Genomic DNA, 18879 nt, shown 5'->3' with positions numbered 1-18879 from the left:
GGGCCTGAACGGGCGGCTTATTCCTCGCCGCCTTCCTCTTCGTCGCTGTCGGCAGAGCCGCCACCGCCGGCTTCCTCGGCCTTCTTGCCCTTGGGCTTGTGCACGGAGACAACCGGCTGGTCGTGGTCTTCGCCATGCTGCAGGGCAACGATCTCGACGCCCTTGGGCAGCTTGAGGTCCGACAGGTGCACGATCTCCTCGAGTGCCACCTCGTTCATGTCCACCTCGAGGTACTCGGGCAGATCGTCCGGCAGGCAGGTCACTTCGACTTCCATGGCGTCGTGGGAGACGACACCGCCCTCAAGCTTGATCGCCGGCGCGCTTTCCTCATTGAGGAAGTGGACCGGGACCGTGACGTTGATCTTGTGGCCCTTCTCGACGCGCTGGAAGTCCGCGTGGGTCAGGATCGGCTTGTAGGGATGACGCTGAAGATCCTTGATGATCACGTCTTCCTTCTTGCCGTCGATGCTCAGGGAAATGATATGCGTGAAGAAGGCTTCGTTCTCGATCGCCTTTTTCAGGTCATTGTGCCAGAGCGTGATCGGCATCGGATCCTTGCCTTCGCCGCCGTAGACGATGGCCGGGATCTTGCGCTCAACGCGACGCAGGCGGCGGCTCGCACCCTTCCCTTTGACGTCGCGCTGGAATGCTTCAAGTTCAAATTCTTGTGCCATGGTTCCTCCTGGGCATCCACGGGGCCCGCGACCAGGCTCTGGTCCGTGGACGGTTCGAATCAGCCCTTGGGGCTGGTTAACAGTCAATAACGCCGCGCGACCACGGCACCGATTCACTCGATGTTGTAGTCGAACATGGCGCTGATGGATTCCTCGTTGCAGACCCGGCGGATGGACTCCGCAAGCAGGCCCGACATATCGAGGGAGCGGATTTTATCACACTGAGCGCCTTTGTCACTCAGCGGAATCGTGTCCGTGACGACGAGTTCATCCAGGCGCGAGGACTGGATGTTGTCGATGGCGGGACCGGAGAGAACCGGGTGCACGATGTAGGAGCGCACGCTGTTGGCGCCATGCTCCTTGAGGGCGTTGGCGGCCTTGCACAGGGTGCCGGCGGTGTCGACGATGTCGTCGACCAGGATGCAGGTCTTGTCCTTTACATCACCGATGATGTGCATGACCTGGGAGTCGTTGGCGCGCGGACGGCGCTTGTCGATGATCGCCAGGTCCGCGTCCAGCAGCTTGGCGATGGCACGGGCCCGCACCACGCCGCCAACGTCCGGGGAAACGATCACGTAGTCCTCGTTGATGTGCTGGCGCTCAATGTCGTCCAGCAGCACCGGCGTGGCGTAGATGTTGTCCACCGGGATGTCGAAGAAGCCCTGGATCTGGTCCGCGTGCAGGTCGACCGTCAGAACGCGGTCGATACCGGCGCTGGTGACCATGTCCGCCACCAGCTTGGCGGTGATGGAGACCCGGCTGGAACGTGGGCGGCGATCCTGGCGCGCGTACCCGAAGTAGGGCACAACGGCCGTGATGCGTGCTGCCGAGGCGCGGCGCAGGGCGTCCACCATGACCAGCAGTTCCATCAGGTTGTCGTTGGTCGGGGCGCAGGTGGACTGCAGGATGAAGACGTCACGGCCACGTACATTCTCGTTGAGCTCGACCGTGGTTTCGCCATCACTGAACTTCGCGACGGTGGCGTCACCGAGCGGGATATTCAGGCGTTTTGAGACATTGCGGGCCAGTCGGGGATTGGCATTCCCCGCGAACACCATCAGGTTGGACACGATTGAATCCCTCTGCGGTTCGTCTGAGCGTTCGTGCGGTTCGGAAGGGGGAAGATGGCTGGGGTGGCAGGATTCGAACCTGCGAATGACGGGATCAAAACCCGCTGCCTTACCACTTGGCGACACCCCATCTGATCGTTTATCCGGCATCAATCCAGTTCACCCAGTTGCGTGTACAGTGGAGACCGGTTTCTGCTCTGGGCGATGAAACCGTTGATGCCTGAGGGTTTCTCCGCGTGTGCGTCAATGGCTGCGGATTGTGTCTCGAAAGGACAGAAAACGCAACCCCCTGTGCCCGTGAGCCGGGCTTCACCGTATTCCCCAAGCCATTCAAGAGCCTGGTCCACGGCCGGGTAAAGCTGACGCACGATGGGTTCGCAGTCGTTTCGGAACCCGTCGCTACCCTCAAAAGCGGTGCGTATTCTGCGTTTCGGGGTGTCCCGTGTCAAGTCGGGATGACCAAAGATTTTTGCGGTACTGATTTCGACCTCCGGAACCAGCACGAGATACCAGTGTTCGGGGGGCACAACCGGGGTGAGCTGTTCGCCCACGCCTTCGCCCCAGGCGGCAACACCATGAATGAACACGGGCACGTCGGCCCCCAGCTCCAGACCCAGGGTGGCCAGTTGTGGCCGGCTCAGTCCGGTTTCCCAGAGGTGGTTGAGGCCCACCAGGGCGGTGGCCGCATCGGAGCTGCCGCCGCCCAGACCACCGCCGGCGGGCAGGATCTTGGTCAGTTCGATCTCGGCGCCCAGGCCAGTGCCGGTGCGTGCCCGGAGGCGTTCCGCGGCGCGCGTGATGAGGTTATCACCGGGCGGCAGCCACTCCGGGCCATGCACCCGGATCAGGCCGTCATTACGGGGGGTGATCCGCAGCCGGTCACTGTGGTCCAGGAACTGGAACAGGGTCTGGAGTTCGTGATAGCCGTCATTCCGGCGCCCGGTAATGTGCAGGAAGAGGTTGAGTTTGGCCGGGGCGGGCAGGTCCAGGGGGGTCATGGGGTTTCAGGCGTCCACCGGGTGATGACCAGCCGCAGGCGCAGGTCGTTACGCGTCGCCGTGAGGCTGTGTGGTACTGCCTCAACGCCGGCCAGGGTGGCATAGTTGCTGTAATGGATTTCCCAGCCCTGTTGGCGCAGATGACTGATCCGGCCCTGTTGATCAAAGAAGACATCGGCCGGGCTGTCCTGCAGTGGCAGGCCGCGCACCCAGATGTACAGGGCTTCCACCGGCAGCGACCAGCCCAGGGTTTCGCGGATCAGGGCGTCCGGGTCGTCGGAGAGGTACTGTTGCCCATCGGAGTCCGTGATGGTGAGGAAGGTGGGGGAACCTTCCAGGCGCACGCTGCCCATGCCCATGAAGGCGGAGGACATCTCGATCAGGAACTGGTCACCGTTCTGGACCCACTCGCGGATGAACGCGGAGTCGTTGCCCTGCTCATGGCGCACCGCCACCTTGCCCTGGAGTGTCCATTGGTTGAGCGTGCGCAGTTCGGCCTGGCGGGCCTGCCAGCCTTCCGGCTGTGCGCGGGTCAGGCTGTCATCAGGGGCTGGCGCCGGCGGCGCGGTCATGCAGCCCTGGAGAAGACCCCCCAGAACCACCATGCCGAGCAGGCGTTGGGCCTGTTTCATTACAGGGTCTCCGGTTCGAGGTCCAGTTCCTCAAGAATGTCGAGGAGCGGCTTCAGTGCCTCCGTGCTGTCCGTTTCCTCCAGGGTGCGGCGCCACAGGGTGCGGGCTTCTTCCCGGCGGTCCACGGCCCACAGCACCCGACCGAGGTGAGCGGCGATCTCCGGGTCCTGGAGGCGCTCATAGGCCCTGCCCAGATAGTCCAGGGCTTTCTCGTGCTGGCCCCGGTGGTAGTGGATCCAGCCGGCGCTGTCGAGGATGGCCGGGTTGTCGGGATCCATTTCGAGCGCCTGCATGATGAGCTTTTCCGCCTCTTCATAACGCTCGGTGTGCACTGTCAGGGTGTAGCCGAGCGCATTCATGGCCACGGCATTCTCCGGTTCCGCCTCGAGCACCTGGCGGAGGTCGGCTTCCATGCCCTCGATGTCGCCGGTGCGCTCGCGCAGCATGGCGCGGGTGTAGCGGATTTCGGTGTTGTCCGGGGTCTGTTCGAGGGCATCACTGGCAACGTCCAGAGCCTTTTCCGGCGCCCCCAGATCCAGCAGGAGGTTGATCTCCATCTGCCACAGTCGGGCGCTCTGGCCCGGCAGGCGTGAGCGGAGGTTCTCCAGGTTGCTGCGCACCGCCTCCAGCTCACCCTGTTCGGCCCGGATGTAGCTGGCGCGGGCGAGAGCCTGGAAGAAATGGTTGCCGCCCTGCACCTGGGCGTAATGGTGCAGCGCTTCGTTGGGGTTGTCGCGCCTGTCCGCCAGCCGGCCCAGATAGAAGTGAGCCTGGTTGGTGTGAACCCCTTCCGCCAGGAGTTCATTGAGCAGTGTTTCAGCGGTATCGGGGTGATCGTTCTCCAGTGCCACGAGGGCCCGTGAGAGCTTGAGGCCAGTGGCTTCGGGGAACCGATCCATCAGGGCCTCGAATTCGTCCTCCGCGGCCTGCAGCTTGCCTTCGTTGACCAGAACACGGGCGTAGAGGGTGCCCAGCCGACGGTTGTCCGGGAAGCGCCGGGCCTGCTCGCGCAGGTAGTCGATTGCCTCCTCGCCCCGATCCAGGTCATAGAGCAGTTTGCCCTTGAGGGTCACGGCGGGCTGGTAGTTGCTCTCTTGCGCTACCAGGGATTCCGTCAGCGCCAGGGCACGCTTGCTGTTGCCGGTGTTGTCGTTGAGCAGTGCCAGGCTGTAGGTGATGGCGGTGGCGTCGGGGTGGCGTTCGTGCATCCGCCCGTAGAGATCCAGCATCTGTTGCTGCTGTTCGGCCGGGAGCGCGCGCGCCTGGTTGGCAAGGGTGTCGAACTGGGCTTCGCCGCCCTGCTGATGGAGCTTTTCCATGTAGGACAGCGCCTGCTCCAGGTTGCCTTCGCGCAGTTCCGCCAGTGCGGCAATGCGCAGGGCCTGGGGGTGGTTGGGTTCCTTCTTGAGCCAGACCTCGGCGATCTGGCGCTGGGCGTTGGTGGCATCCAGCGCCTGGGCGATCTGCATGGCCCGGCGGATCACCGCGGGGTCCTGGGTATCAGCAGCGGACTGGGCGTAGTTCATCAGCGTGACGTCGTAACGGCCACGCTGGGCGGCCAGCTCGGCACTCAGCAGGGCGAAGAGCACATCGGGCGGAAAATCCCGGTACTCGATCTCCTCGGAATCCATGACCGCGGATTCCACGGATTCCTCTGTGGTGTCATCCGTACCACTGTCAGGGGAGTCGGCGGGTTGCTCTTCGCGGGAAGTGTCCCCCTCTCCGGGATCGGTGGCCAGGCCGGAGCAGCCCCCGAGGATGAGGGTCAGTGCAAGGGCGGGGACATGGAACCAGGCGAGTTTCTGCATCTCTAATCCACTGCGGTGAAAGGCTTCCAATAATGGCACAGCCCGGCCTCTACGCCCAAGTGCGTACAGGCGTATCAGTAGCACTGAGGCCCGTCGATCGTTACACTGGGCAGCGTACATTCAGAGGGGGCTGAATACCAGTCTATGGCGTTGTGGGTCCTGGGCATCAACCACCGCACGGCAAGTGTGGAAAAGCGTGAGCGTGTGTCCTTTCCGGAGAGTGAAATGGCACCGGCGCTGCAGAATGCACTGCAGCTGCCCGGGGTGCATGAGCTCGCGGTCATGTCCACCTGCAACCGCACCGAGTTCTACGTGGTCGGCGACGAGCACATCACCCGCCAGGCACTGGTGGAGTGGTGGGGCGCCTGGCTGGACGTGGAGCCGGCCAGCTTCGAGGAGTGCGTCTACGTTCACGAGGAGCAGCACGCCGCCCAGCATGTGATGCGGGTTGCCTGTGGGCTGGACTCCATGGTGCTGGGTGAGCCCCAGGTTCTGGGCCAGCTCAAGGAGGCCTACAACCAGGCCTACGCCGCCGGTACCACGGGCACCATCCTTTCCCGGCTGTTTGAGCATGCCTTCTCGGTGGCCAAGCGTGTGCGCACGGATACCGCGATCGGTGAGAACCCGGTATCGGTGGCTTACGCGGCAGTATCCATGTCACGTCACATCTTTTCCGACCTGCGGCGCAAGTCGGCCCTGCTGATTGGCGCCGGCGAGACCGTGGAGCTGGTGGCGCAGCATCTTGCCCAGGCCGGCATCCGGGATCTGACCGTGGCCAACCGGTCCATCGAGCGGGCGGAACAGCTGGCATCACGTTTTGAGGGTAAAGCGGTTTCCCTCTCCGCTGTGCCGGATGAGCTTCCGGGCGCGGATATCGTGATCGCTTCCACCGGCAGCCAGTTGCCCATTCTCGGCAAGGGCGCGGTGGAGCATGCGATCCGCCGGCGCAAGCACAAGCCCATTTTCATGGTGGATCTGGCCGTACCCCGGGACATTGAACCGGAGGTGGGCGAGCTGGATGACATCTTCCTCTACACCGTGGACGACCTGCACAGCGTGATCGAGGAGAACCGGCGCTCCCGTGAAGGGGCGGCGCAGGAGGCGGAACACCTGGTGCAGGAGGGTGCTTCGGGGTTCATGTATCAGCTGCGGGCCCTGGATGCCGTGGCCACGCTCAAGCAGTTCCGTGGCGAGGTGGAGTCGGTGCGTGACGCGGAGCTGGACAAGGCCCTGCGATCACTGGCCTCCGGGGGTGATCCTGAAACCCTGCTGCGCAGCATGGCACGGACACTGACCAACAAGTTCCTGCACCATCCCACCGTGCAGGTTCGCAAGGCCACCGCCGAAGGGCGTGTTGAGGTGACCGATTGGCTGCGTGAACTTCACGGCATGGAGCCCATCTCCGGGGAGACCGGGGACGCCGACGCCGGTGAACGGTCACCCCAGGACACGTCTGTTTCTCCAACCGAGTCCAGCACCCGGAACCCATCATGAAGGAATCCATCGCGCGGCGCCTCGACCAGCTGGTGGAGCGCCACGAGGAGATCAGTGCGCTGCTGGCGGACCCGGCCACCATTGGTGACCAGAAGCAGTTCCGTAACCTTTCCCGTGAATACGCGGAGATCGAGCCGGTTGTCGAGACCTACCGGGAATACCGGCAGGTTAAGGAGAACATGGCCGAAGCCGAGGCACTGCAGAACGACGGTGACCCGGACATGCGCGAAATGGCGGAAGACGAGCTGCGCCGTGGGCGCGAGCGGCTGGAAGAGCTCGAGACCTCCCTGCAGACCCTGATGCTCCCCCGCGACCCCAATGAGCGCAACAATGCCTACCTGGAGATCCGTGCCGGTGCCGGCGGTGACGAGGCGGCTCTGTTTGCCGGTGACCTGTTCCGCATGTATTCGCGTTACGCGGAGAACCAGGGCTGGCGGGTGAGTGTGCTCAGCCAGAGCCCGGGCGAGCATGGCGGCTACAAGGAATTGATCGCTCTGGTGGAAGGTGAGGGCGTCTACGGGCAGCTGCGTTTTGAATCCGGTGGTCATCGCGTCCAGCGCGTGCCCGAGACCGAATCCCAGGGCCGCATCCACACCTCGGCGTGTACCGTGGCCGTGCTTCCCGAGGTGGACGAGCCCGAGGACGTGACCCTGGACAAGAACGACCTTCGGGTGGATACCTTCCGCAGCTCCGGTGCCGGCGGTCAGCACGTGAACACCACGGACTCGGCCATCCGTATCACCCACCTGCCCACCGGGCTGGTGGTCGAGTGCCAGGAAGAGCGCTCCCAGCACAAGAACCGGGACCGGGCCATGAGCTTTCTCCAGTCCCGCCTCCAGCAGATGGAGCAGGACCGGCGTGCCGCCGAGGAGGCCGATACCCGGCGCAATCTGGTGGGCAGCGGGGATCGTTCGGAACGCATCCGCACCTACAACTTTCCCCAGGGCAGGGTGACCGATCACCGCATCAACCTGACCCTGTACCGGCTGGACGAGGTGATCCAGGGCAACCTGAGGGAGGTCATTGGAGCCCTCCAGCAGGAACACCAGGCCGACCAGCTGGCGGCCCTTGGAGCCGAATCGGCATGAACGGGGCGGATCGGGTCGACGCGCTGCTGGATGATGGCGCGTGCCGCCTTGAAGCCGCCGGCCTTCCCAATGCGTGGGGCGAGGCCCGCATGTTGCTGGCTCACCAGCTCGACTGCAGTCCAAGCCGTTTCCGCATCTGGCCCGAGGCCCTGGTCGGGGACGACGATGCCGAGACCTTCCGCAGCCTGGTGGCGGCCCGTGCCGGTGGCAGGCCCCTGGCCTACATCACCGGCGAACGTGAATTCTGGTCTCTGCCCCTGACGGTTACCCCGGATACCCTGATCCCCAGGCCGGATACCGAAACCCTGGTGGAGGCAGCGCTGGCCTGCCCGCTGCCGGAGTCGGCGCGGGTTCTGGACGTGGGTACCGGCAGCGGTGCTGTGGCCCTGGCGCTGGCCCGGGAGCGCCCAGGCTGGCAGGTCACGGCCAGTGAGACTTCCAGTGAGGCCATGGCGGTGGCAGCAACCAATGCCCGGGCCCTTGGGCTGAACCTGGCCTTCGTGGAAGGGGAGGGGTTGGCGCCTTTCGAGGGCGAATACTGGGACCTGATCGTGTCCAATCCGCCGTACATCCCTGAGGATGATCCGCATCTCGCCCAGGGGGATCTGCGTTATGAACCCCGGGGGGCGTTGGCCGCTGGCGCGGATGGATTGGATGTGATCCGGCCACTGATTGCGCGGGGGCCCGACCGGCTCAACCCGGGCGGCTGGCTGCTTCTGGAGCACGGTTACGACCAGGCGGAGGCCGTGGCGGAGCTGCTCGCGGGAGCGGGCTTCCGGGACTGTTTCATGCAGCGCGACCTGACGGGTAATCCCCGGGTGAGCGGCGGACGCTGGGAGGAGTGACGGTATGGATCCACTGAGCGACAGGGACCTGGAGCGCTACAGCCGCCAGATCCTGATGCCCGAGTTCGACGTGGCCGGCCAGCAGTCACTGGCGCACAGTCGCGTCCTGGTGGTGGGCGCCGGCGGGTTGGGCTGCCCGGTGGTGCTCTATCTGGCGGCCGCCGGAGTCGGCCACATTGAAGTCGTGGATGACGATCACGTGGAGCTGGCCAACCTCCAGCGCCAGATCGCGTTCACCGAGGCGGATATCGGTCGTTCCAAGGCGGAGGCGCTGGCTGAACGTGCCATGGCCCTGAACCCGGGGGTCACCGTCGAGCCGATCCAGAGCCGCGCCAGACAGCGCTGGCTTTCCCGCGCTGCGACCCGCAACCACCTGGTTCTGGACGCTACGGACAATTTCCAGACCCGGTTCGCCGTGAACCAGGCCTGTGTGGACGCCTCCGTGCCACTGGTCTCCGGCGCCGCCATCCGCGCCGAGGGCCAGGTGGCGGTGTTTGACAGTGGCCGGACGGGCGCCCCCTGCTACCAGTGCCTGTACGCGGATGTGGGCGAGGCCACCCTGAGCTGTTCCGAGGCCGGCGTGATCGGGCCCCTGGTGGGCATGATCGGGGCTGTCCAGGCCATGGAGGCCATCAAGCTTCTGGCGGGCGTGGGCGAGTCCCTCACTGGCCGGCTTCTGCTGCTGGATGCCTGGCGCATGCAGTGGCGGGAGATGCGCGTTCCCAGGGATCCCGCCTGCCCCATCTGCGGCGACTGACCCGGGAGCGGCGCCTCAGCCTTTGCCCAGGGCCTTGAAGCGCTCGATCGCCCGCTGCCGGCTTTGCTTCAGGTCCACAATGGGTGCCGGATAACCCGCAACCGTGCCATTCGGATTGAACAGTTTCTTCCCCTGCAGATGGGCGATTTCCGGCACCCAGTGCCGGATGAAGGTGCCCTCCGGGTCAAAGCGCTCGCTCTGGGTCACCGGGTTGAAGATGCGGAAGTAGGGCGCTGCGTCCGTGCCGGTTGAGGCACTCCACTGCCAGCCGCCGTTGTTCGAGGGCAGGTAGCCGTCCACCAGCTGCTGCATGAAGTATTGCTCGCCCAGTCGCCAGTCCACGAACAGGTTCTTGGTCAGGAACATGGCGGTGACCATGCGCAGGCGGTTGTGCATCCAGCCGGTGGTGTTGAGCTGGCGCATGGCCGCGTCCACCAGGGGGATGCCGGTGCGGCCGGCTTTCCAGGCTTCCAGGTTGGCGCCCGCTGGCTCCCAGGGCAGGGCCTCCGTTTCCGGCTTGAACGCCTGGTGACGGGACAGGCGCGGGAACTGGTAGAGCAGCTGGATGTAGAAGTCCCGCCAGGCGATTTCGTTGAGCCAGGTGTGGGCGGCGCTGGCCGGGGATTCCGCGCCCGTTCGCTGCTGCACCGCGACCAGGCACTGGCGGGGCGAGAGCACGCCCAGCGCCAGGTAGGGCGAGATCAGGCTGGTGGCCGGAACTGCCGGGTAGTTCCGCTGATCCGCATAGGCCCCGAGGCGCTGGTCGATGAATCCTTCCAGGGCCCTGTGGGCCGCGCCTTCACCGCCGGCCAGCCAGTCCACGTGTTCGCTGCGCCACGCGGTCAGCTCAGGGAGCGCGGGGGGAGGCAGGGGCGCGCCTCTGGCTGCCGGTGCGGGATACAGCCGGGGCGGGTGACTTTCCACCCAGCGCCACCACTGCCGGGAATAGGGCGTGAAGACGGTGTAGGGCGTGCCATTGCCGGTTTTCAGCTGATCCACCGGCACCACGGTCTGGTCGCGGTAGATGTGGAGCGCGATGCCCTGGTGGATCAGTGCCCCGGTCAGTCGGTGATCCCGGATGCGCTCGTTGAAGGCGTATTCCTCGTTGGCATGGATCCGCGTGATGCCACGCTCCCGGCACAGCGCCAGAAGTTCTGTATCGGTATCCGTAAAGCGGTCAATCGAGCGGATGTGAAGGGGAATGCCCAGCGCCGCCAGGTCCTGTCCGAGCTGGTCCAGGCTGCGAAGCAGCAGGTCGGTGCGGTTGGGGGACCAGTCATGGTCCGCCCACTGGCCAGGTGCGGGCAGGAAGCAGGCTTCCACGGCGGCATTGCCGGCGCAGGCGGCGGTGAGGGCAGGATTGTCGCCCAGGCGGAGATCATTGCGGAACCAGATGAGTTCGGTCACGGGCACCCCGTATGATTGTCTGTACTGCTGGGTTGTTCGCTGAACCGCGCGCTTTGGATTATAGTAATCCGCAATCCGAGTTCAGGAATCATTATGGCTCAACCCCAGTCCTCCTCTGGTACGGATGGTCCCATCGCGGCATGGGGCGAGTCTGTGCCCCTTTCACCGGGCGACACCCTGCGGAATGGCCTCAGTGACATGACACTCTCCGTGACCCTGCTGGCCCATGAGTGGCAGGTGCGTGTGGCGCGCCACCCCGGGGCCCGGGAGGAGACGGCCTGGCACCAGTGGTGTGACAGTGCCCTGCCGGAGCATGATGAGGGACTGGAACGGTTCGCACGGGGCAATGAGGCTCCCCGCGTCGCACTGCGGCCGGCGCTGGCGGACCTGCCCCTGATTGTACGCCCCAACCATCCTCTGCACCTGCCGCCAGGCACGGATACAACCATCTATATGAGTACCCTGGTCTGGCTCCAGCTTATAGTGGGCGAGGACCGCAGGCTGATGGAAGTGCCGGTACGCCAGCCCTCCTGGACCTGGATGGGGGCGGACACCATGGAGGGCGAGCTCTGCTATGCCAGCCTTACCGCGGCCCGCCTGGAGCCGGACAATCTGCCACGCCGCCCATGGCGGGCCATGTCCGCGGTACGGCTGCGCCATGAGGGCGACGACTACCTGACGCTGGACCGTTTCAGCTTTCCGGCGCCCATCATGCCCCTGTTCCGCCAGAGTGAACCGGGAGTGGACGGTGCGCACTCGCTCTGGACGCCGACGCTGAGCATCCGGTGCGAGCGGGACCTGACCACCGCGTCGCTGAAGGTGGAAGCGACGCCACCGCCCGAGGCTGGGCCCTGTACGGCCCTGGCACCGGCGCGCCAACCGGTTGAACGCAACCATCTGGTGCGCACCATGGACCGGATTTTCGGATAGGAGCCACGATGCCGGAATGGATGACACTGGAGACCCTCGGGCAGTGGCTGCGGCCGCTGGTATGGATGGCTCTCGGGCTGTTCCTGGCCACGATGCTCGGGCGCATGGTGGAGCGGTTCGGGCAGGGGCGCCTGACACGGCACCAGGCCGTGCTGTTCCGGCGTCTGGTGTTCTATACGGTGCTGGGGGTTGCCGTGGCGCTGGCGCTGCAGCAGTCCGGTTTCCAGATCGGGGTGCTGCTGGGCGCGGCCGGTATTCTGACGGTGGCGTTGGGTTTTGCTTCCCAGACATCGGCCAGTAACGTGATCAGTGGCCTTTTCCTGCTGGCCGAGCGGCCGTTCGAGCTGGGGCACTTTATCGAAGTGGATGGTGTGCGCGGCGAGGTGGTCGGGATCGACCTGCTGAGCGTCAAGCTGCGCAGCCTCGACAATCTCTACATACGGGTGCCCAACGAAACGCTCATCAAGACCCGGGTGACCAACTTCACCCGTTTTCCGGTCAGGCGCCTGGATCTGCCCATTGGTGTGGCCTACGGGGAAGACCTTGAAAAGGTGAATGCGGTACTGCTGGCGCTGGTGGATGAGAACCCGGACTGCCTGGAGGAGCCCGAGCCGTTCATTTACCTGCAGCAGTTCGGGGCCTCATCCGTGGACCTGCAGCTGTCGTTCTGGGTGCGGGGCCTTGATCTCCGGCGGGTCCGCAGTGATGTGATGTTTGCCGTCAAGGCGGCTTTCGACCGCGAGGGCATCGAGATTCCCTTCCCCCATACGAGCCTCTACGCTGGGCAGCATTCAGCACCGATACCGGTTGCCATTCATCAACATCAGGACAAACCATGACGGACAGGGCGGAGACGCCGGGCTTACACTGGGTCGGCTGGCGCGAGTGGGTGAGTCTGCCGGAGCTTGGCATTCCACGCCTGCGGGCCAAGGTCGACACCGGGGCAAGAACTTCCTGCCTCCACACCTTTGACCTGGAGGCCTATGAACACCAGGGCGAGCGCCGGGTGGCGTTTTCGATCCACCCGAGCCGCCGTAACCTGAACCGGGTGATCCACTGTGACGCGCCACTGCTGGACGAGCGTGTTGTTACGGATTCCGGGGGACACCGGGAAATGCGCTATGTCATCCTGACGCAGATGCGCATGGGGCCCTGGTGCTGGCCCGTGGAGATGACGCTTACCAATCGCGATACAATGCGCTTTCGTATGCTGATCGGTCGCACTGCCATGAAGGAGCGCCTGTTGGTGGACCCATCAGCTTCTTTCCTGGCCGGTAAACCGCGTGAGGAGTAATCAATGAGAATTGCAATCATGTCGCGCAACAAGCGCCTCTATTCCACCCGCCGCCTGGTGGAGGAGGCGAAGAAACGCGATCACGAGGTGCAGGTACTGGACTTCCTGCACTGTTATATGAACATCACGCCGGCCAGCCCGACCATGCATTACCGGGGTGAGAAACTGCCTGAGTTCGACGTGGTGATCCCTCGGATTGGTGCCTCGGTGACCTTCTACGGTGCTGCTGTATTGCGCCAGTTCGAGATGATGGGCGTGTTCCCGGCGAACGAGTCGGTGGCCATCACCCGCTCCCGGGACAAGCTGCGCTCGCTGCAGCTTCTGGGGCGCAAAGGTCTGGGTATGCCGATCACGGGCTTTGCCAGCAAGCCGGACGACGTGCCCGACCTGATCCGGATGGTGGGTGGTACACCGGTGGTGATCAAGCTGCTGGAAGGCACCCAGGGTATCGGCGTAGTGCTGGCCGAGACGCGCAAGGCGGCGGAAAGCGTGATCGAGGCCTTCATGGGTCTGAAGGCGGACATCCTGGTGCAGGAGTACATCAAGGAGGCGGCGGGCGCGGACATCCGCTGCTTCGTGATTGGCGACAAGGTGATCGCGGCCATGAAACGCCAGGCCAACGAAGGCGAATTCCGTTCCAACCTCCATCGGGGCGGACAGGCTTCGCTGGTGCGTATTACGCCCACCGAACGCAAGACGGCGGTGATGGCGGCCAAGGCCATGGGGCTGAATGTGGCGGGTGTGGACCTGCTGCGTTCCAGTCGTGGGCCGCTGATCATGGAGGTGAATTCCTCGCCGGGCCTTCAGGGCATTGAAGCGGCCACCAACAAGAATGTGGCCGGCATGATCATCGACTTCATCGAGAAACGGGCCCGGCCCTGGCGTACCGCCACCAAAGGCGCAAGGGGCTGAACATGGCGAAACGTGCGCCCTTCCGTCTGGGTGATGAACGGATTCCGGCGGGTGAGCGCCTCCAGGTGGAGGTGCCCATAGGGCGCCTTTACACCCAGACGCCGCTGCACATTCCGGTGGAGGTGATCCACGGCCGTCGCCCCGGGCCCACGCTGCTGGTCTGTGGCGCCATCCATGGGGACGAGATCAATGGCGTGGAAATCGCCCGCCGGCTGCTGCGGAGCACAGGGCTCAAGCGGCTGCGCGGAACGCTGCTGGTGGTGCCCATCGTCAATGTGTTCGGGTTCCTGCACCAGTCCCGCTACATGCCGGACCGGCGGGATCTGAACCGGTGCTTCCCGGGGACCGAGAAGGGCTCACTGGCCGGGCGCATTGCCTACCTGTTCCGGACCCAGGTGCTGGAAAAGGCCACCCATGTGATAGACCTGCATACAGGGGCCAGCCACCGTTTCAACCTGCCGCAGATCCGTGCGGAGCTGCGTAATCCAGTGACGGCGGACATGGCGGAGATCTTTGCGGCTCCCATCGTGATCAACGCCTCCCTGCGCGAGGGCAGCCTCAGGGCCTGTGCGGATGCCGCCGACGTTCCCGTGATCACCTATGAGGCTGGTGAGGCGCTGCGCTTCGACGAGGTGGCCATCAATACGGGGGTGCGCGGCATACTGCGTGTGATGCGCATGCTGGAGATGCTGCCCAGCCGCCGGCGTGGCCGGCACCGGCCCGCGAAGCGCTCTGAAGTGGCTTCAAACTCCACCTGGATGCGCGCGGAGACCGACGGCATCATGCGCCCCATTGCGGGCATTGGCCACCGGGTGAAGGAAGGGCAGAGACTGGCGGTGGTTGCGGATCCCTTTGGTCGGCTGGAGTCCTCTGTGACCAGCAGCGTCAATGGCATCGTCATCGGTATGAACAACCTGCCCATGGTCAATGAGGGGGAAGCCCTCTACCACGTGGCGCTGTTCGATGAGCTGGATGAGGCCATGAAGACCATGGATGCGTTCCGCGACCGCTACAAGCCGCTCCAGGGCGAGGAGCCCATGGCGGACCATCCCTGGGATAACGATCTGGGCCAGGAGACGAATAACAGCGACTCCTGATCCAGGGCGGTTACAGGTGTTCCTCGGCGTACTCGGCCAGCGGCGAGCGGGGAACGCCCTGCAGGTGGATGTGGCCGCCGTGCTTGAAGCCCTTGAAACGTTCGGTCATGTAGGTCAGGCCGGAACTCAGGGGGTTGAGGTAGGCGGTATCAATCTGGGAGAGGTTGCCCAGGCATACCACCTTGCTGCCCGTGCCCGCCCGCGTGATGATCGTCTTGAGCTGGTGCGGGGTCAGGTTCTGGCTTTCATCGATGATGATCAGGCTGTGCTGGAAGCTGCGGCCCCGGATGTAGTTCAGTGACTTGAACTGCATGGGAACCTTGCTGAGGATGTAGTCCACGCTGCTGGTCATGTTCTCGTCATCCTCGTGCAGCGCCTCGAGGTTGTCCACGATCGCGCCCAGCCAGGGTTCCATCTTCTCGGATTCGGTCCCCGGCAGAAAGCCGATGTCCTCATCCAGACCCTGGGTACTGCGGGTGGTGATGATGCGCTTGTAGGTCTTGCTCGCAACGGTTAGCTCGATGGCGGCCGCCAGGGCCAGGATGGTCTTGCCGGAGCCGGCGGAGCCGGTGAGGTTAACCAGGTGCACATTCGGATCCATCAGCAGTTCCAGCGCCAGCCCCTGGTAGATGTCGCGGGGTGACAGGCCCCAGACCTGCTGGTGCATGAGGTCGTCCTGGAATAGATCCTCCACCACCAGCCGCTCCGGCTCGGTCTCCGTGATCCGGCCGATGAACCCCTGATGGTCGAGGATGAACTCGTTGATCTGGTAGTCCGCCATGGCCTCGGTGCGTGGGATCAGGTGCTCGGTGATGCCCTCGCGCTGGACGGTTTCCACCTTCTCGATGCCATCCCAGAAGGATCCCTCGAACTCGTGGTAGCCGGTGGGCAGGTAGCGCACGTCGTCCACCAGCTGGTCGGTCTGGTAATCCTCAGCTTCCAGGCCGCAGCCACGCGCCTTGAGGCGCATGTTGATGTCCTTGCTCACCAGGATGATGGGCCTGTCGCGGTGCTGGCGCTGAAGCCGGGCGAGGAGGTTGATGATGCGGTTGTCGTTAAGGTGATCCGGCAGCCCGTGTTCAACGTCGTCCTGACCGCCCATGGCAATGGAGAGGGTGCCCAGGGGTTCCGATTTCTCGCCGCGGCGGATGGGCACGCCATTGTCGATGTCGTGTGGGTCCGCGTCGCCGATCAGCCGGTCGATGGTCCGTATGGCCTGGCGGCAGTCGGCGGCCACGGCCTGCTTGCCGTTCTTCAGCTGGTCCAGCTCCTCGAGCACGGTCATGGGAATGACCACGTGGTGCTCTTCGAAGTTGAGGACGGCGGTGGGATCGTGGATCAGAACATTGGTGTCGACGACGTAGGTCTTGATCTGGGACTGGTCTTCCCGGGGCATGGGCTTGGTTACCTCAGAGCCGGTTGCTGGGCGTCAGGTGGGGGTACCGGAGTCGTCGGCCTCGAGACAACGCCGGGTCAGCTCCGGTTCCGCCACCAGCTTGAGCATGTCATAGGTGGTGATGATGCCGGTGATGGCCTCCTTTTCCGTCACGAAGATGCGGTGCAGGTGCTCCGCCATCATGATGTCGGCGATGGTCCGGACGCTGGTATCGGCGTCCACGGACATCACGCTGGGAGTCATGATGTCACGAACTTCCACGGGCATGCGAGTCATGCCCTCCAGCATCATCTGCCGGATCTGACGTGCTTCCTGTTTCTCTTCGTCCGAAAGCTCCTTCTCCGGCTCACCGCTGACCTGGTTCCAGCGGAATTCGGCAATGTCCTTGAGGGTGACGATGCCGATGATGCGTTCATTGTCGTCGCACACCGGGCTGCCGGTGATCTCGTTCTCCGTGAGGAACGCCGCCAGTTGCTGCATGGTCCAGTCCTGGGGGACGGCTTTCACGCTGGGGGTCATGATGTCCTGCGCGGTTACGGCCATGATTCAGCCTCCCTCCGCATCGGGAGTGGGTTCGCTGTCCGGGGTTACGTTTTCCTCCGGGGGGATGACGTCCACGAGCCGGCCTTCTTTATCGAACGCCAGCTCGTGGCCCTGGTAGCGCTCTTTCTGGACCACGTCGTTGAGCGTGCGCAGGGATTCGTAGGGGATATCCGTGGCCAGTTGGTTCACCAGCCAGTTGGGCAGGGAACCTCCGGGGGCGGCATGCTGGTACCAGACGATCCGGGTGCGGTTCTCACCTTCACGGGAGAATTCATAGACCGTGGAGGATTCGGGCATGCGCACATAGCCATCCTTCTTCCCGACACGGCCGTCCACGGATTCCATCTCAATGATGATATGGTCCCGGCTTTCGCCGGTGTGGGTCGTGATGTGCAGGACATAGTCCCGGTCACTGACCGGCCAGGGCATATCATTGATGGAATAGGCGTAGCGGTCCCGGAAGCTGCCGCCTTCCAGGTTCTCGGCGTGCGAGCACTGGTGGACCCATTCCATGCAGGATTCCGGGTTGGCCATCACTGCCATGACGGCTTCCAGAGGGGCATCCAGCACTGTTTCCGCGCGGAAGGCATCGATCCGCGAATTCTCCAGGTTGCGGGTGTGGACCTCGATTCCGTCCGAATCCACGGCTTTTTCCCAGTTCTCGTCGTCGGTCGGGACTTCCGCGTGCAGGCTGACGGTGGTCAGCAGGAGGACCAGTGTCTGAAGAGCGGTCAATACGGTTCGCATGGGCGCATCCGGACAGTGAGAAGGAACCCTCATGGTGACAGGGGCGCCGGACCGGATCTGCCGATTCCTCCGCAGCATGGCCAGGCGGTGCCCCGTGTGCCTCCCTACTGGGGGTCGGCCACCTCCTCGGGAAGGGTGACGTTGAGTTCCAGTACCGAGCAGCTGTCATTACGATCAAGCTGGACCTGGACCTGGTCGTCCTCGATCTCAACGTAGCGTCGGATCACAGCCAGCAGCTCCTGTTGGAGCTCGGGCAGGTAATCCGGCTGCTCCCGGGTGTTGCGCTCGTGTGCCACGATGATCTGAAGCCGTTCCTTGGCAACGGACGCGGACGACTTTTTCTTGGTCTTGAAGTAGTCAAAGAAACTCATCTCAGCCTCCGAACATGCGCTTGAGGAAGCCTTTCTTCTGCCCGTCGAGGAACCGCAGGGGGCGTTCCTCGCCCAGCAGCCTGGCTACGGCGTCCGCGTAGGCCCCACCGGCCTCGCTTTCGTCTTCCAGAATCACGGGAGAACCCTGGTTGGAAGCGTTGAGCACCGCCTGTGACTCCGGAATCACGCCCAGCAGTGAGATGCTCAGGATGTCGTTCACGTCCTCGAGGGACAGCATCTCACCGCGTTCCACACGCTCACTGTTGTAGCGCGTGAGCAGCAGGTGCTCCTTGACCGGGTCCATGCCCTGTTCGGCACGGCGGGATTTGCTCTGGAGGATGCCCAGGATGCGATCCGAGTCGCGTACCGAGGAGACCTCCGGGTTGGTGACCACGATGGCTTCGTCCGCGTGGTAGAGCGCCATCAGGGCGCCGTGTTCAATGCCCGCCGGGGAGTCGCAGACGAGATAGTCAAAGGTCTCGCTCATCTCGTCCAGAACCTTCTGCACGCCCTCCGCCGTGAGCGCTTCCTTGTCCCGGGTCTGGGAGGCGGGAAGGATGAAGAGGTTGTCGACCCGCTTGTCGCGGATCAGTGCCTGGTTGAGCGTGGCCTCGCCCTGGATGACGTTGACGAAGTCGTACACCACGCGACGTTCGCAGTTCATGATCAGGTCCAGGTTGCGCAGGCCCACGTCGAAGTCGATGACGGCTGTCTTGTAGCCGCGCTGCGCAAGGCCGGTGCTGATGGAGGCGCTGGTGGTGGTCTTGCCCACCCCGCCCTTGCCGGATGTCACTACTATGATTCGTGCCAAGGTTG

The 18879-nt window shown here is 64.1% G+C and carries 20 protein-coding genes and 1 tRNA gene; 9 read left to right on the top strand and 12 right to left on the bottom strand.

The window, feature by feature from the left end:
• Window positions 1-17: 17 nt before the first annotated feature.
• From QZ501_RS02870 to QZ501_RS02845, 6 genes are all read right to left on the bottom strand, one after another.
• Window positions 18-674: a 50S ribosomal protein L25/general stress protein Ctc gene (locus QZ501_RS02870; RefSeq protein WP_295716991.1), complete on the bottom strand. Its 657-nt coding sequence runs from the start codon at window positions 672-674 to the stop codon at window positions 18-20.
• 113 nt (window positions 675-787) lie between these two features.
• Window positions 788-1744 (bottom strand): ribose-phosphate pyrophosphokinase, encoded by a 957-nt coding sequence (locus QZ501_RS02865; RefSeq protein WP_151441344.1) that lies wholly within the window; start codon window positions 1742-1744, stop codon window positions 788-790.
• Between the two features lie 55 nt (window positions 1745-1799).
• Window positions 1800-1874 (bottom strand) — tRNA-Gln (locus tag QZ501_RS02860).
• A 19-nt stretch (window positions 1875-1893) separates the two neighbouring features.
• On the bottom strand, window positions 1894-2742 hold the full coding sequence (gene ispE, locus QZ501_RS02855; RefSeq protein WP_295716988.1) for a 4-(cytidine 5'-diphospho)-2-C-methyl-D-erythritol kinase: 849 nt from the start codon (window positions 2740-2742) through the stop codon (window positions 1894-1896).
• Window positions 2739-3374: a lipoprotein insertase outer membrane protein LolB gene (lolB, locus tag QZ501_RS02850; RefSeq protein ID WP_160898570.1), complete on the bottom strand. Its 636-nt coding sequence runs from the start codon at window positions 3372-3374 to the stop codon at window positions 2739-2741. The genes ispE and lolB overlap by 4 nt, the downstream gene beginning before the upstream one ends.
• Window positions 3374-5182 (bottom strand): tetratricopeptide repeat protein, encoded by a 1809-nt coding sequence (locus QZ501_RS02845; RefSeq protein WP_295716985.1) that lies wholly within the window; start codon window positions 5180-5182, stop codon window positions 3374-3376. The genes lolB and QZ501_RS02845 overlap by 1 nt, the downstream gene beginning before the upstream one ends.
• A gap of 144 nt (window positions 5183-5326) precedes the next feature.
• Between QZ501_RS02845 and hemA the strand changes: the two genes are divergently transcribed.
• Genes hemA through moeB form a run of 4 tightly spaced genes read left to right on the top strand, consistent with a single transcriptional unit; the run spans window position 5327 to window position 9366 of the window.
• The gene (gene hemA, locus QZ501_RS02840) at window positions 5327-6676 is read left to right on the top strand and encodes a glutamyl-tRNA reductase (RefSeq protein ID WP_295716983.1); all 1350 of its coding nucleotides are present in this window, start codon (window positions 5327-5329) and stop codon (window positions 6674-6676) included.
• Window positions 6673-7764 (top strand): peptide chain release factor 1, encoded by a 1092-nt coding sequence (gene prfA, locus QZ501_RS02835; RefSeq protein WP_095617655.1) that lies wholly within the window; start codon window positions 6673-6675, stop codon window positions 7762-7764. Before hemA ends, prfA begins: the two co-directional genes overlap by 4 nt.
• Entirely contained in the window at window positions 7761-8609 is an 849-nt protein-coding gene (gene prmC / locus QZ501_RS02830) for a peptide chain release factor N(5)-glutamine methyltransferase (protein ID WP_295716981.1), read from the top strand. Before prfA ends, prmC begins: the two co-directional genes overlap by 4 nt.
• 4 nt (window positions 8610-8613) lie before the next feature.
• Window positions 8614-9366: a molybdopterin-synthase adenylyltransferase MoeB gene (gene moeB / locus QZ501_RS02825; RefSeq protein ID WP_295716979.1), complete on the top strand. Its 753-nt coding sequence runs from the start codon at window positions 8614-8616 to the stop codon at window positions 9364-9366.
• A gap of 15 nt (window positions 9367-9381) precedes the next feature.
• Here moeB and QZ501_RS02820 read toward each other — a convergent pair whose 3' ends face one another.
• The gene (locus QZ501_RS02820; protein ID WP_295716976.1) at window positions 9382-10773 is read right to left on the bottom strand and encodes an FAD-binding domain-containing protein; all 1392 of its coding nucleotides are present in this window, start codon (window positions 10771-10773) and stop codon (window positions 9382-9384) included.
• A 93-nt stretch (window positions 10774-10866) separates the two neighbouring features.
• Between QZ501_RS02820 and QZ501_RS02815 the strand changes: the two genes are divergently transcribed.
• From QZ501_RS02815 to QZ501_RS02795, 5 genes are read left to right on the top strand one after another with little or no spacing between them, the layout of a single operon-like run.
• Window positions 10867-11703, top strand: a complete 837-nt coding sequence (locus QZ501_RS02815; RefSeq protein WP_295716975.1) for a hypothetical protein — start codon at window positions 10867-10869, stop codon at window positions 11701-11703.
• An 8-nt stretch (window positions 11704-11711) separates the two neighbouring features.
• Window positions 11712-12542: a mechanosensitive ion channel family protein gene (locus QZ501_RS02810; RefSeq protein ID WP_295716973.1), complete on the top strand. Its 831-nt coding sequence runs from the start codon at window positions 11712-11714 to the stop codon at window positions 12540-12542.
• Window positions 12539-12997, top strand: coding sequence for an ATP-dependent zinc protease (locus QZ501_RS02805; RefSeq protein ID WP_151441335.1), 459 nt, complete (start codon window positions 12539-12541; stop codon window positions 12995-12997). The genes QZ501_RS02810 and QZ501_RS02805 overlap by 4 nt, the downstream gene beginning before the upstream one ends.
• 3 nt (window positions 12998-13000) lie before the next feature.
• Window positions 13001-13909 (top strand): 30S ribosomal protein S6--L-glutamate ligase, encoded by a 909-nt coding sequence (rimK, locus tag QZ501_RS02800; protein WP_095617661.1) that lies wholly within the window; start codon window positions 13001-13003, stop codon window positions 13907-13909.
• 2 nt (window positions 13910-13911) lie between these two features.
• The gene (locus QZ501_RS02795; protein WP_095617662.1) at window positions 13912-15006 is read left to right on the top strand and encodes a succinylglutamate desuccinylase/aspartoacylase family protein; all 1095 of its coding nucleotides are present in this window, start codon (window positions 13912-13914) and stop codon (window positions 15004-15006) included.
• Window positions 15007-15016: 10 nt separating this feature from the next.
• Here the strand turns inward: QZ501_RS02795 and QZ501_RS02790 are convergent, their stop codons facing one another.
• The 5 genes from QZ501_RS02790 to minD form a co-directional block, all read right to left on the bottom strand.
• Window positions 15017-16402: a PhoH family protein gene (locus tag QZ501_RS02790; RefSeq protein ID WP_151441334.1), complete on the bottom strand. Its 1386-nt coding sequence runs from the start codon at window positions 16400-16402 to the stop codon at window positions 15017-15019.
• Window positions 16403-16435: 33 nt separating this feature from the next.
• Window positions 16436-16945 carry a CBS domain-containing protein gene (locus QZ501_RS02785; protein ID WP_151441333.1) on the bottom strand — a complete coding sequence of 170 codons (510 nt, stop codon included), beginning with the start codon at window positions 16943-16945 and terminating at the stop codon, window positions 16436-16438.
• Between the two features lie 3 nt (window positions 16946-16948).
• A complete protein-coding gene (locus tag QZ501_RS02780) occupies window positions 16949-17692 on the bottom strand; it encodes an START domain-containing protein (protein WP_160898562.1) in 744 nt (247 codons plus the stop codon).
• 104 nt (window positions 17693-17796) lie between these two features.
• Window positions 17797-18063, bottom strand: a complete 267-nt coding sequence (gene minE / locus QZ501_RS02775) for a cell division topological specificity factor MinE (protein WP_095617666.1) — start codon at window positions 18061-18063, stop codon at window positions 17797-17799.
• 1 nt (window position 18064) lies between these two features.
• A complete protein-coding gene (gene minD / locus QZ501_RS02770; protein WP_151441331.1) occupies window positions 18065-18874 on the bottom strand; it encodes a septum site-determining protein MinD in 810 nt (269 codons plus the stop codon).
• Between the last annotated feature and the right edge of the window lie 5 nt (window positions 18875-18879).

This window comes from uncultured Halovibrio sp., from assembly GCF_913056445.1.
Taxonomy (GTDB): Bacteria; Pseudomonadota; Gammaproteobacteria; order Pseudomonadales; family Oleiphilaceae; genus Halospina; species Halospina utahensis_B.
This window is presented reverse-complemented; position numbering and strand designations above follow the sequence as displayed.

What these genes read in the sequence shown, in the direction of transcription:
- QZ501_RS02810 (WP_295716973.1), top strand. Translation starts at nt 11,712, where the DNA reads ATGCCGGAATGGATGACACTGGAGACCCTCGGGCAGTGGCTGCGGCCG.
- QZ501_RS02795 (WP_095617662.1), top strand. Translation starts at nt 13,912, where the DNA reads ATGGCGAAACGTGCGCCCTTCCGTCTGGGTGATGAACGGATTCCGGCG.
- minE (WP_095617666.1), bottom strand. Translation starts at nt 18,063, where the DNA reads ATGAGTTTCTTTGACTACTTCAAGACCAAGAAAAAGTCGTCCGCGTCC.
- QZ501_RS02780 (WP_160898562.1), bottom strand. Translation starts at nt 17,692, where the DNA reads ATGCGAACCGTATTGACCGCTCTTCAGACACTGGTCCTCCTGCTGACC.
- ispE (WP_295716988.1), bottom strand. Translation starts at nt 2,742, where the DNA reads ATGACCCCCCTGGACCTGCCCGCCCCGGCCAAACTCAACCTCTTCCTG.
- prmC (WP_295716981.1), top strand. Translation starts at nt 7,761, where the DNA reads ATGAACGGGGCGGATCGGGTCGACGCGCTGCTGGATGATGGCGCGTGC.
- rimK (WP_095617661.1), top strand. Translation starts at nt 13,001, where the DNA reads ATGAGAATTGCAATCATGTCGCGCAACAAGCGCCTCTATTCCACCCGC.
- QZ501_RS02805 (WP_151441335.1), top strand. Translation starts at nt 12,539, where the DNA reads ATGACGGACAGGGCGGAGACGCCGGGCTTACACTGGGTCGGCTGGCGC.
- QZ501_RS02790 (WP_151441334.1), bottom strand. Translation starts at nt 16,402, where the DNA reads ATGCCCCGGGAAGACCAGTCCCAGATCAAGACCTACGTCGTCGACACC.
- QZ501_RS02785 (WP_151441333.1), bottom strand. Translation starts at nt 16,945, where the DNA reads ATGGCCGTAACCGCGCAGGACATCATGACCCCCAGCGTGAAAGCCGTC.
- hemA (WP_295716983.1), top strand. Translation starts at nt 5,327, where the DNA reads ATGGCGTTGTGGGTCCTGGGCATCAACCACCGCACGGCAAGTGTGGAA.
- moeB (WP_295716979.1), top strand. Translation starts at nt 8,614, where the DNA reads ATGGATCCACTGAGCGACAGGGACCTGGAGCGCTACAGCCGCCAGATC.
- QZ501_RS02870 (WP_295716991.1), bottom strand. Translation starts at nt 674, where the DNA reads ATGGCACAAGAATTTGAACTTGAAGCATTCCAGCGCGACGTCAAAGGG.
- lolB (WP_160898570.1), bottom strand. Translation starts at nt 3,374, where the DNA reads ATGAAACAGGCCCAACGCCTGCTCGGCATGGTGGTTCTGGGGGGTCTT.
- QZ501_RS02845 (WP_295716985.1), bottom strand. Translation starts at nt 5,182, where the DNA reads ATGCAGAAACTCGCCTGGTTCCATGTCCCCGCCCTTGCACTGACCCTC.
- QZ501_RS02815 (WP_295716975.1), top strand. Translation starts at nt 10,867, where the DNA reads ATGGCTCAACCCCAGTCCTCCTCTGGTACGGATGGTCCCATCGCGGCA.
- prfA (WP_095617655.1), top strand. Translation starts at nt 6,673, where the DNA reads ATGAAGGAATCCATCGCGCGGCGCCTCGACCAGCTGGTGGAGCGCCAC.